The sequence below is a fragment of the Nostoc sp. genome (genome assembly GCF_036917535.1).
Taxonomy (GTDB): domain Bacteria; phylum Cyanobacteriota; class Cyanobacteriia; order Cyanobacteriales; family Nostocaceae; genus Nostoc.
This window is the reverse complement of sequence record NZ_JBALDA010000072.1, coordinates 1-12,914: the sequence shown is the minus strand read 5'-3', so window position 1 is coordinate 12,914 and position 12,914 is coordinate 1. Positions and strand designations below refer to the sequence as shown.

Annotated in this window: 8 protein-coding genes and 1 pseudogene; 1 reads left to right on the top strand and 8 read right to left on the bottom strand. The window is 41.3% G+C overall.

Annotation, left to right across the window (positions count from 1 at the left end):
- Nucleotides 1–181 precede the first annotated feature (181 nt).
- Entirely contained in the window at nucleotides 182–1,654 is a 1,473-nt protein-coding gene (gene glmM / locus V7K56_RS23285; RefSeq protein WP_334914028.1) for a phosphoglucosamine mutase, read from the bottom strand.
- A 572-nt stretch (nucleotides 1,655–2,226) separates the two neighbouring features.
- On the opposite strand from glmM, the gene V7K56_RS23280 reads away from it, so the two are divergent.
- On the top strand, nucleotides 2,227–2,943 hold the full coding sequence (locus V7K56_RS23280; protein ID WP_334914026.1) for a biliverdin-producing heme oxygenase: 717 nt from the start codon (nucleotides 2,227–2,229) through the stop codon (nucleotides 2,941–2,943).
- A gap of 490 nt (nucleotides 2,944–3,433) precedes the next feature.
- Here V7K56_RS23280 and V7K56_RS23275 read toward each other — a convergent pair whose 3' ends face one another.
- The 7 genes and pseudogenes from V7K56_RS23275 to V7K56_RS23245 all read right to left on the bottom strand — a co-directional run bounded on the left by V7K56_RS23275 (nucleotide 3,434) and on the right by V7K56_RS23245 (nucleotide 12,699).
- Complete coding sequence (locus V7K56_RS23275; RefSeq protein WP_334914023.1) at nucleotides 3,434–4,648, bottom strand: MFS transporter; 1,215 nt, start codon at nucleotides 4,646–4,648, stop codon at nucleotides 3,434–3,436.
- A 479-nt stretch (nucleotides 4,649–5,127) separates the two neighbouring features.
- A pseudogene (locus tag V7K56_RS23270) lies at nucleotides 5,128–5,601 on the bottom strand (SDR family NAD(P)-dependent oxidoreductase); the annotation flags it as partial.
- Between the two features lie 320 nt (nucleotides 5,602–5,921).
- The gene (locus tag V7K56_RS23265) at nucleotides 5,922–7,274 is read right to left on the bottom strand and encodes an FAD-dependent oxidoreductase (protein ID WP_334914065.1); all 1,353 of its coding nucleotides are present in this window, start codon (nucleotides 7,272–7,274) and stop codon (nucleotides 5,922–5,924) included.
- Nucleotides 7,275–7,755: 481 nt separating this feature from the next.
- Nucleotides 7,756–9,039 carry an ATP-grasp domain-containing protein gene (locus V7K56_RS23260; protein ID WP_334914021.1) on the bottom strand — a complete coding sequence of 428 codons (1,284 nt, stop codon included), beginning with the start codon at nucleotides 9,037–9,039 and terminating at the stop codon, nucleotides 7,756–7,758.
- Between the two features lie 312 nt (nucleotides 9,040–9,351).
- A complete protein-coding gene (locus V7K56_RS23255; protein ID WP_334914019.1) occupies nucleotides 9,352–10,968 on the bottom strand; it encodes a GIY-YIG nuclease family protein in 1,617 nt (538 codons plus the stop codon).
- Between the two features lie 76 nt (nucleotides 10,969–11,044).
- Nucleotides 11,045–11,584 carry a DOMON-like domain-containing protein gene (locus V7K56_RS23250; protein ID WP_334914017.1) on the bottom strand — a complete coding sequence of 180 codons (540 nt, stop codon included), beginning with the start codon at nucleotides 11,582–11,584 and terminating at the stop codon, nucleotides 11,045–11,047.
- Nucleotides 11,581–12,699: a phosphotransferase enzyme family protein gene (locus tag V7K56_RS23245; protein ID WP_334914015.1), complete on the bottom strand. Its 1,119-nt coding sequence runs from the start codon at nucleotides 12,697–12,699 to the stop codon at nucleotides 11,581–11,583. Before V7K56_RS23245 ends, V7K56_RS23250 begins: the two co-directional genes overlap by 4 nt.
- Between the last annotated feature and the right edge of the window lie 215 nt (nucleotides 12,700–12,914).

The following is a 12,914-nucleotide window of genomic DNA, read 5'->3' as shown; positions in this document are numbered from 1 at the left end:
TGATCGCATCTTTAGCGATCTAGAATTTTCATCAAAAAATCTTAACCAAATCTTATTGAATTATTCGGGTTTAATAAGTAATCAAAATGTCACAGCTTCTACACATAACCAAGGGTGGTTAATTGGTAGAAGCTATGATTAAATTTGGCGTTTTTTAAGCTGAGATAAGATATTAGCTAATTTAGTCCATCAAATGCTGCTGTACTTGTGAAACTAGTTCATTTGTCCAGTAGTTGGCGAGTTCGGCATCAGCTGCTTCCACCATTACTCTGATGACTGGTTCTGTGCCAGAAGCGCGAACCAAAATTCTGCCGGAATCGCCCATTGCAGCTTCAGCAAGAGCGATCGCTTGTTGCACAGGTTGGCAATCTTGCCATCCCAAACGGCGATCGCGATCAACAACTCGCACGTTCCGCAACAATTGTGGATAGGTTTGGAAGCTTCGATCTACTAATTCGCTCAAGGGAACGCCCGCCTCTGTTACCAAACATGCTATGTGTAATGCTGTTAACAAGCCATCTCCAGTCACGGCATAATGACGGCAAAGAATATGACCTGATTGTTCGCCACCTAGCATTCCCCCAGTGCGCTGCATTTCGGCTTGCACGTATTGGTCGCCAACTGCGGTACGAATTAAGTTACCACCAATTTGCTGCCAAGCTTTCTCAAAGCCTAAATTGGCCATGACTGTAGATACAATCAGGTTGTCTGGCAATTGTTGGTTTTGTTGTAAGTGCCGTCCCCACAGGTAGAGAATGTAATCGCCGTTAACTTGCCTGCCTGTATTGTCTACTGCTAAGACGCGATCGGCATCGCCATCGAAACCAAAGCCGATATCGGCGTTGTGTTCTTGTACCGTCGCTGCCAGAATATCTAGGTGCGTAGAACCGCAGTTAACATTAATGCGATCGCCATCTGCTTCGTTATGTAAGCAGATTACCTCCGCCCCCATTTGTGTAAATATTGATGGTGCTAATCCAACTGCTGCTCCCCACGCCAAGTCTAAAACAATCTTCATTCCCTGAAGATTTAGAGCACCGTTCAAGGGTTTTTTCAACGCCGAACTATAATCTTCCACTAACTCAAAACGTGAGTAATGCCGTCCGCAATTACTGACTCTAGTTATTGGTGATATCTTGCCACGCAGTCCCGCTTCTATTTCTGCCTGCAATATTTGCGGTAACTTCCCACCATTAGCACCAAAAACCTTAATCCCATTGTCTTCTGGGGGATTGTGGCTAGCAGAAATCATCACTCCGCCAATGGCATCAGTGATGCTGGTGAGATAGGCAACGCCAGGAGTGGGACATAATCCCAAATACCAGACTTCTAACCCTGCTGCTGTTAACCCTGCACTCAAAGCCATTGCCAGCATATCGCTGGAGTTTCTAGAGTCCTGTCCGAGAATGACTGGCCCTACTTGAGTTGCATGGTTACGTAAAACAATCCCCGTCCAAAAACCAACTTGCAATGCTAAAGGCGCACTCAATAATTCTCCCACTCGCCCGCGAATCCCATCTGTGCCAAATAAGGGATTTGCTGGTAATGAGATTAAATTCAGTCCAAAACTGCTCTCAATCCCTTTGCCCAATTCCTCAACTTCAGAAGTAGAACCCCCAGAAATGCCCGATGTCCGAGTTATAGATGAAACCATATTTTTAAACACTCCACACAATCACACTGAAAAATAGCACTTAAGACTTTATTCAGCAATTTTGACATGCTTTTTCTCTTTAGAAATTCATTCTAGATCAAACTATCTTTACGTAATAATACTGAATTACTTGGTCTTGGATTGTAAATCTTTGATGAAATCAGTATTGGTTTTTACCTGATCAGTAAAATCTCCACATCTTAGCTAATTATTCCTTTTATATCCGCAACTTTATTTTTGATTTTTATCTGTTTTAGTTCCCACATTGCAATGCTACCAACCACGAAGTATGTAATAAACATTACTTTGGTTTTATCACAAAAATTTTCACCAAAGCTGAGAATGAAAGCAAGATTCAGCTAAGAACACAAAAAAATCATCAAAATCTTGAAATCTAAAGTTCTGTTTTCTTAGCCTCGTTGCTGTGTAAAAAACGACAAAATCATCACAGCTTAAAAAATTTTAATATAAATTCTCATCAAATAGTTTTAAGGTAACGTTTTAATGGCTATTTTTAGCCGTTAGTGAATCAAAACTCCGGCAGTTAACTTTTTAAAGTTGAGAAATTTAGCATGAGCAGCAATTTAGCAACCAAATTACGTGTAGGCACTAAGAAAGCCCACACAATGGCAGAAAATGTAGGTTTTGTCAAGTGCTTTTTAAAAGGAGTAGTGGAAAAAAACTCTTACCGAAAACTTGTTGCTAACTTCTACTTCGTCTACTCAGCGATGGAAGAGGAAATGGAAAAGCACCGCCAGCACCCAATAGTTTCTAAAATTAACTTTCCTCAGCTAAACCGCAAGCATAGCCTAGAGCAAGACCTAAGTTATTACTTTGGTGCAAACTGGAAAGAGCAAATCAAACTATCTCCGGCGGGTGAAGTTTATGTACAGCGCATCCGAGAAGTATCTGCTACAGAACCAGAATTGTTAATCGCCCATTCATATACTCGTTACTTAGGTGACTTATCCGGGGGACAAATTCTCAAAAATATTGCTGTAACAGCGATGAATTTGTCTGATGGACAAGGAATCGCCTTTTATGAGTTTCCAGAAATTACTGATGAGAAGGCATTCAAAGCCAAATATCGGCAAATTTTGGATGAATTACCCCTTGACGAGGCGGCAACTGATCGCATCGTTGATGAAGCTAACGCTGCTTTTGGTGTAAACATGAAGATGTTCCAGGAATTGGAAGGTAATTTGATCAAGGCGATCGGTGTAATGCTGTATAATAGCCTCACACGGCGTCGTACACGCGGTAGTACTGAACTCGTCACAGCTGAGTAATCGTGTTGAGATTGCGGAGTATGGTGTGTGGAGTCATAAGTTCAGATAGCTTGATCAAGGACAATTCATAGGTGTTTCTGGCGAAAGAGCGATCAACGCTCAAAATATTTAGGGGCAATAGCCTTGTGACTGCTTTTGATTAGTGAAAGCAGGCATGGGGAGATTGCCCCTCAATTATGATTGAAGGAGTTAATACCAAATTTTTGGTAATGATGAAACTACAGCAGATTGCAAGTAAGTGAGGTACAAAATCCAGGACTGATTTATCAAATATAAAGAGTTTCTACCTCTTTCCTCTTGCCTCCAGCAAGAACTGCCTTCTGCCTCAAAACCCGTAACTTTGTACTTCATGCAAATGAAAACTGCTGTATAAAGGCACTGTTAGAATCAAAATCTATCTTCAGTATCCAGTGTGAGATGTATAGACAGTTATGAGTACTAAGGTTATATCTTAAGGAAGATGGACTTTCATTATAGGTATACCGTGCCCCTACTTGCCTCTTACCGAATGTTGCACCAGCCAGCAATGTAAGCCCACCATTAAGAGCGCCAATGGCAGCATCAACATTGGGATGATTTCTAAATTTGTCCAACTTGCAACCCAGCCTGCTCCAGTGGGTATGATCGCTGCCCCCAAACTGGCAGCACTAGTGGTAATGCTAACAGCCGCAGGAACATAGGGATCTGGTAATCGTTGAGGAATTAACCAAATGGTTGCAGGAAAAATGGCTGCCAAGCCAAAGCCAATCAACGGTAAGCTAATCCATTGATCTGGCAGTTGCCACCAAGCAAGCAATCCAATTATTACAAGACTGAGCGACATACTGATTGTGCGGACTGCCCCAAGCCATTGCAAGAAATAACCTAAGATGAAACGTCCCAATGTTAATCCCAGCCAGTAAGTACTAACGCTGTAACCAGCAATCAGCGTGGGAGTATGACGAGCGACAGACTGTACAGTATATGCCCAATTGCCGATGCAAGCTTCAGTGCCAACATAAATCAGCAAAAGTAGCCCAGTTAGCAGCACTGTCGGAGTTTGGAGCGCTCTGCCTAGATTTTCTAAGGCAGTTGTATTTGATGGCAATACCCGTTGTGTCATTGGTGTGTAGTTGAAAATGATTATACCCAGCACGCTCACAATTAATAGGCTGACAATCCCGGCTAATACCCCATAAACCTGTCGCCAGTTCATGCCAACTGCTAATAAAGTAGTAGCGATCGCGGGGCCTGAGAGCGCGCCAATACCATAGAAAGCATGGAGCAAACCAATCAGACTGGCACTGCCGGAATTTTGCACAATGTAAGTGTTGATGCCTGCATCAATCAACCCAATGCCCAATCCCATCCCCGATCCAGCCGCAACCATCAGAAACCAGAAGGGTGAGGTAGCATAGATCGTTAGTGCCATCGTCAGCGCACCCGCAGCAATCAACAGCATTCGGGCTAATCCCAGCCGACTACTCACAATACTGCTGGTGAATGCTGCCAGAATGTAGCCGCTAATTTGACTGACAAACAGCAGAGTGATGGTTGCTGGAGTCAGATTATAAGTAGACAGAATTGAGGGCAGAAGAACTCCTAATCCTGCTTCAGCAATGCCAATGGCAATAAAGGCATAGAAGGCGATCGCCGAACCTATCCATAGAGGCGGTAGGGTGCGTTGATAGTCTTTCATTGGCTGGAATGCTCCTGGATCAGACACTTTGACTGCTGAAATTTACTCAATTAATCATCCTTAAAAATAACTTTATACCTCATCTTTTTGTAATCATGCACTGACACAACCTAAATTATTTTATTGATGTCCACTACGAATTTAGCTATAAAACTCGTTATTAATTGATGTAAAAATGAACCTACTAAACTGACACGACAAACGCATCTAAATATTGACGAACCTGAATAAAAGTGAAATACACCAATACCGCAACTACATAAGGCTTTCATAAAATTAAATCTTCCCTTTTAGAGTATTGGTTGATTCAATTTGAGAAAAAATAGCGCTTGCCTGAGTCAATAGTTATGTATTTTTCTGCCCTAAACTATTAGTAATCATCTCGAAATATTATTACTATGTTGCCAAAAAGTTTGCAATTATTTCTCTCAACCCATTGTAAAAACTGGATTGTAAATTTTCGGACAGGTCTATTTATCCTTCCTTTTTGAATGCTTGAACTGTTAGGAATGCCAATGCTGCTGTAGCAGCGATCGCCTACCTTCCATTGAAGAAACATGGATCAATGCTCCTCTTCCCTCACGCTTTAGATGAGGTAAGGCCGCCATTGCACCATACACTTGTCCCATGAGATCGACATCAATGACATGCTTAAACTCTTCCGGTGTTGTATTGTCAAAAGTGGCAAAGATGCCGACAGCAGGGACATGTACCCATGTATCGAGTCGTCCGTAGACTTCAACAGTTTTATCTGCGATCGCCTTAACTTGCTCAAATACTTCCACATCAGCTACGCAAAAAGTTGCCTTGCCACCAAAGCCGCGAATCTCCTCCACTAAAGACTTTAGCTTCGACTCACTACGAGCGGAGACTACCACTTTTGCCCCACGTCTAGCAAACTCAAGAGCTGTGATCCGTCCGATCCCACTGGAGGCTCCAACAACAGAAACGACTTGCTGATTGATTGGCTTTAATTGCATAAGTGTTACTTTTCAATATAAATTAGGGATTGGAAATTAGCTTCGACACCGTTATATACTTTAGCTTGAGTAATTAATTCAGTCGTTTTGTTCCTATCAGTTGCTTCTTTGTACAGGTAACCTTGGTAAACCAACTTGAAGGAAAAAGCTTTTCTTGCCTCACAGGTATCACGAGAGTCTGCAATAAAGCCTTGTAAATCCGCGATCACAATTTATTGATCTATGCTGCTTTCCCATTGTTTTCTCTTATACTTTTATCCCTAACCGTATTTACTCGTAATCTTTTTCAAAAATCAAATAGGAATCCTATAGATGAAATGCTATGAGACTTCTAAAAACTGCTGGTTTGACTTTTTCACTTTGGTGATCCAGCCTTTGTAGGAATGCAATATCTCTGAATAGGGTACGGAACTCTCAGATACCAGTTCTAATAACGACGGTGCGAAGTAAGCAGGGAACAGGCGATGCAGCGTTTTAGCAAGCTGCTCTCTGAGTCCAAACTCAAGGAATAGCTTGGGGGAAGATGGCAACGAGTGGTCGCCTAACTCTACTAAGGCATGAGCGTCGGCTTTGCGACGAACGGTGAATTGGGCGATCGCCCCTGCCCAATCATCAGCATATTCATCTAACAGATCGTTAACGATGGCGACATCTTCTAGGGCGGCGTTACAACCTTGACCCAGAGAAGGGGATACAGCGTGGGCTGCATCCCCCAGAATGAGGACGCTATCCCCATAGTGATAGCGATTACAGCGAATGGTTACAACATGAGAGGACGGTCGCTTCAAGAACGCCTCTGCTTCTGATGGAGGCATCAGTTGCCCCACTTCTGGGAAATGCTTATGAAAGAATTTCAGTACCGCTTCTGGGGTTGTCAGATCTGTAACCTGAGTGTTCCGACGGGGAAAGTGAATGACACCGCTCATGCTTCCATCCAGTTGATGAAGCAGCAATACCGTTATGGCATCATTGTTCCGCCAGGAATGGATTTTGTCTGACTCCAAGTAAGTATCTGATGGTTGGTCAGAACGAGGTAAAAGGATCGACTTATAGTCTATCGGGACATATTTCTGCTCAAGCTCAAACAATTCTGTGTTCAAGAAACCCGACCGTACGGCTGAACGTGCGCCGTCTGCACCAATCACCAGATCGTAGTTCACCGTCAGATTGGCGTCTGTGGATTCAGCGGATTGGGCTGTGGGTTGAAACGTAATCGTCTTGGTGGCAAAATCGACTTCAGTGCAGGACTGATTAAAATGCAGCTTGAGTCGACTGGGGTCGTACTGTTCAGTCAACTTTTCCAGCAATGTGATGACTAAATTGGTGCGATCAAGTGTTACCAGCGGTTTTTTGCTAGAGGGATCAAGTGTCACCAGCGATTTTTTGCCAGAGGTGACTCGTGTTTTGCCGTTTTGTTGGTGAAAAAAGGTGCCGCTCATCTCCAGGCTGACGGCTCTCACTGCTGCTTCAACTCCCGGAATTTGATTCAGCGCCTTCATTCCCCGCTCGGTTAGGGAGATTGGGTATGTTCTGGCGTTGGAGAATTCGACGACTCGCGGATCGTTGAGACGCTCGTAAATATCAATTTGATACTGGTCACCACGACGCAGTAGATAGTAAGCCAGAAGTACACCGCTGGGTCCAGCACCGACGATCACCACTTTTTTAACCATATTTCTTCTGTAGAGATCGGTTTGAATTGAAATTTCACACATTTTAACGTTACTTAACCCTCTTTTGTTACTTTTGGCAGAGAATAATCTGGGATGCTTACAGCATAAGATTTTTACCAAAAACCTTGATTTCGGCCATTCTATTAAAAAATAAAGGCTCAAATGCTCGCTGTATCTACAGTTGAAAATTTGGCTCTTATTTTTCTTTTCCCTGAGTGACAAAAGCGTCTGAAGAAGCGATATCTGACGACAAGCCGCTTTGCGTCTACGCATTCCCAATGGATGTAAAGAAACATTTCTGTTTCTTAGAAGCAGCCCCACTGGCGGCACACCACCCGCTATGAATGGAAGAAACAAGTCAAATCCTCTTCCCTTCTGCATCCTGCCTCCTGCCTCCTGCCTTGTTTCTTGAAAGAGGGTTAATCTGCATCCGATCAAGCCAGTCACACCAGCACTCTAACGGCACAACCAATTGGCTATATTAACGTAAGCTGATTTCGAGCCATTGTAATCCCTTATACTGTAATTTTTGCTCAATATGCTGCATTTCCTGAATATTTTCTCCAGTGACGATCGCATAAATTTCCGTGTAGATTTTTCCGTATTTGACCTTTTCTAAAGCCGATAGAACGATTAAATCCTTGCGATCTAATTCTGGTTTTAAGGTCACTAAAATTGAATCCAACGTTCCTTCCATGCGGTAGTCACTGGAATATTTAGCAACTTCCTTTCCCAGTCCCAGTAAGGTATGGCGTTGCAAGCATAACGGAGTCGATCCATTGACTCGGAAATTGGCATCGATCACATAAAATTGTCCATCTTGGTCTTCTAGCACATCAAACCCAATTACGCCGAAATAACCCTGTTTGTGAGCATACTGGCCAATGGCGGCAATCATCTCAAAGAACTTGCTCATGTCAGTGTTGCGATAGTCAATTAGTCCCCCTAAATAGCTACCTTCTGGAGTGACGAGTTGGCTGGTAGTGCCGATGAGGGTTATCTCTCCCACCTTGTTGACATAGAACTGTACGCAGTAATTCTGCACCTGATTCTTGATGAACTCCGAGACAATAATTTTATCGAGCAACTTAATATCTAGATATTTATTGATTTCTTCAAGACAGTAGTTGAGATCGCTGAGGCTTTTGATGATATAAGTGCCTTCTCCTGAAAGTCCGTGGGACGTTTTAATTAAGTAGGGAAATTGTGGTAGCTCAATGTCTTCTAGACTATAGGTGTGCAAATTGTAACTCTCGTATTTTGGACATTGCACCCCTAGTTCGGCCAGGGTTACTTTGCTGAGTAAGCGGTAATGAGTGTCTGAATCAATGGCGTGTTTTTCTTTTTTGAGGCGATCAAAAGGAAATAGAGTGATAAGTTTGTCAAAGCGTTCGCTGTGACTGAGATCATCCAGATAAGTCAGGCGATCCATCATCAATCTATTAGAGTAGCTGAAGCCGAAATGCTCTTGCCAGTATGCAAGCAGCGACTTTGGCGGCGGATTAATCGCAATTCCCAGAATGCGATCGCCTAATACTGCTAAAATTTTCCAAGGTTCCTTTTGGCAAATCTTGTCAAAGGAGGTTTTGGTGGCTTCACTACTACCATCTTGAATAAAATATTTTTCCACGTTGGGATAAGCAGCCCAACTGGCAGTTGCAGGGTAATTTAGGATAAACCCATAAGATGCATCTGTAATGTCTTGAGCAAACAAATCAGAAAGAGAACTCCCTTGAAAGTATTGAAAGTTATATTTTGAGTTCATCTAACCCTCCGATAAACCGCATCCCTAAACAGTTGAACAGATACCATCTTTTGTTTGCACTCCTACCAGCAGCACCCTGTCTTGCTCAGAGACAATTTCTTTAGTAATTGCAGCCAAGACTTGGGCAAATTTTGGTTAAATAAATCTATCTTTTGGTTGATTTTGTTTGTAAACCCGTTGTAATTGTTTTGTTTTACTAGATTTTATACTCTAAATCAATGCGTTTGCAACCTACTTTCAAAACACCAAATTACAGAGGAGCAAATACGATCCATTTGATGGTCAAAGTTTTTCAGAGTAAAATACTAGTAGCTAAGTGCGTGAAGACTCAGATTTGAATGAAAATCTAAGTTTAGGTATTCCACTTTCCTGTAAGCGACTTTTGATAATGTCTACAACTTCGCTGTATGACATATCATCTTTAGGACCAAATGGTATATCTGCTCTCCATTTTCCGTTTAAACTGACAGAAAGCATAGCAGGTACTAAGAATTTTCTAGGGGATATATACGCTTTGCTTATGTATCCTTCTTCTTCATTAAGCTTTACTTGGGCAAAATCTGATAAGTATGGTTCTAACACCAACCAAAAAACTCGATCTACTGTCGCTGCTAAATAAACTTCTTTGTAAAGAGAACCTTGTAATGTCCTACCTTTTGCTCCATGTATGAAATTACCTCTACCAACTGTCGTTGTTTTACCGTTCTCTAGCTTAATAACCATGTAGCTTATTGGTTCTTTAAGATTACCCAAAAATGTTTTGACGAAAATAGCCATCCTTTTATCTTTCATACTGTCTACGTAGTCATCATCTATTGGTATAGACTCCAAATACTTATTAACCTGATACTGTTCCAAGTCAATACCACGTTCTATTAATAATTTCTTAAAATACTCTTTTTTGGCAATAAAGTTTGTTAGTCTATTGGGAGAGTTGGTATTGCTTTCTTCCTCCGTCTTGTGTTCTATCAGAATAACTTTAAGTTTGCTAATGTCTATGTGTTCGTTAAATAGTAATTTTATCAGATCCTTATTATATGGAGATAATCGTTCTATTGCCTTCTGACGATTTTGCTCATATGCATGGTATTGCTTTTCAGAAGACACATAAATTCCAGTAACACTTAGCAGGCATTTATTTTTGAGTACAATTAGAGAATCTTCATTGACAACCCTCATATCAACTCCAGCCAATTGAGTCAATTCATAACCTTGAATATGTTCTAAAGCTTCTTTCGCAGCTCTGTAGATTTCGATAGCAAAGCCATTAACTAATAATCTTCTTAAGAAGAATAAACCATATTTTTCATCTTTTATTTGACCTTTACAAGCCCAGTTATCTGAATAATTAGTCCGCTGCTTAAATACATGTTTTAAAAAACGATTAATAGACCACCAATCCTTTGCAAATTCTTCTAACTCTTTTAAATTTATACAGATGTGTATTACATTCAGTGGCAATACAGCTTTCTGAACTTTCCAATCATCTCGCCAAAGTATAGAATCATTAATCAGCTTAGGATCTTGTTTTCGTGGAGGTTCTACACCTAGAATAAAACTGTATGGTGCAAGGATAGTTAGTGTTTCCCGTAATAGCGTTTCTGTTGGATGTAGTTTCTTTGTTCTAATTTTAGTTCCATTCAGTTGCGGGTTGTACTCTTCAATGCGCTGTCGTTCTATAGCATTGAGATGTGATTCAGCTACCAATTCATAGTATATGACAAACTGCTTCTTTCGCTGTTTTTGTAACTGATACAGTCTGTGATGGCTATCACCTGTCCAACGACCACGTAAATTTTTCGCCTGCCCTACATACCAAACTATAAATTGTTCATCTAGTACATAGTATATTCCTGATTTTTCAGGAAGTAACTCTCTATTTTTTATACTTGTATGAGGTAATTGTAAGATAAATTCATTCGCATTCATATTCACATTCTATACTTACTAAGTTAAGTCTCTACAGCTAATATTCCCAACTTTGCAAGCTATATAAAAATGTATCTCACAACTTAACAATAAAACTATCCCGCAGATGAAAGTTAGCCTCCGCGCCTCGATGAGTTAACGCCCAGTAAGTCACCTCACTATCTCCATATTTGATAACAGTAGTAATGCCAATTTCAATAGCTTGTTCTGCCGAGACGATTTTACCCAAATCGACATCTAACGCAAGTGCTAAACTGTCGGCTTGATTCTGAACGCTAAAGGGTAGCTTTTCAAAAGCTGTTTCCTCTTGCATCCCTTGACGATAGCTATCAAAATGATAGACATTCCAGTGTCCGGCGGGAGAGAGATTAAATTCCCAATACCGTGCAGAATCTTTGATGCCAAGGAAGAACTCAAAACAAGTGTCTTCCCACAATTCGTCCTTGCGTGATGGTGCATTTGATAATGGAGCAATTGCAATTTTTCTTAAGTTGCCTCCAAGGTTGTAGCAGATGGTAAGTTGATTAGCATTTCGACAGATATTGCCTGTAATTTTCAAATGAGGAAAAGACTCGTTAGAAGAGAAAGGTTGCAAGTCAAATATTTGGTTACTCATTTCATATCTTCGATAATTTGGCGAATCTGCGTTTCTTGAGATTCAATACTTTCGGTAAGCTTAAACTGGACGATCGCTCTTGCTAAGTTATGTTCTGGGTGTTTGATTTTGAAATAGACATTCCCTGCTAAATAATCAGCAAAGAATCTCAGTCCTAATTCAAAAGTAATTAGACGAATGGCATCATATATGTATGCATAATCATTCTCGGTCAGAAATGCCTTAGCCACAGCGAGATAACCCTGGAGGATTTCCTGACACAAATCGGTATCAAAATAAATACTTTCCCAATTCTCGGTTTCTTCACCAGCCGGATTGCAACCTGATCGCAGACAATCACCAATATCGTAATGTACCAAACCGGGTTTCACGGTGTCTAGGTCGATGACGCTGACGGCTTGCTGGGTAACAATGTCAAACATCACGTTATTAATTTTGGGATCGCCGTGCATCAGACGTAGGGGTAGCTTACCTTCTGCTTTGGCATTTTCTAGAATATGTGCAAAGGTCTGGCGATCGCTAACAAACTGTAAGCAATAATTAACTTCAGAAGATTGAGGCGCACTAGTTTTCGGCAAAACTTCCTCGTAATGCTGGAGATAAAACGGTGTAATATGGAAGCCTTCGAGGGTGTCAGCGAGTTTTTCTGCTGGCAAATCGCTGATTAGATTGTGAAACATTCCCAAGGCATAACCGATTTCTTTGGCGTGGGAGCGATCGCGTATACTATCAAAACAGTGGGAGCCTTGAATAAAGCTAATTGCTCGCCAAAATGAGCCATCTGCATCCCTCCAATGGTCTTGAGCGTTTTTGGTCAACAGTACGCGTGGCACTTCCCAGCGACGATTAAGGGGTGTATCTTGCAACCTTTTTTGAACATGTTCAGTGAAGGTACACATATTCCGCATAATCAATTCTGGCTGACGAAATACTTGTGTGTTAATACGTTGCAGGACAAAATGTTGTTCTTTTGAGTCATCTAGAGTTACTAAAAAGGTGTCATTTATATTACCACTGCCAAATGCTTTAACGCTTGTAACCTTCCCCAGTTGGGCAAATTGGTTAGCGATTGCCACCAGATTCCGGGTATCCTGTGTATTGAATTTTTCTATCATCTGTTTGACCTGTACTACTCCTCACGTACATTGCACGAAAGCAATAGGGGATATCGTAGCGCAAGTGTCAATATAATTCGTAATTCGTAATTCGTAATTCGTAATTCGTAATTCGTAAATCAACAGGACTTACGCAACTGGCACAGGGTGATCGCAATATTATAGTACCTAAGTACTATATAAAAGTTGTATACTTAGAGAGCATAGCTGAAATT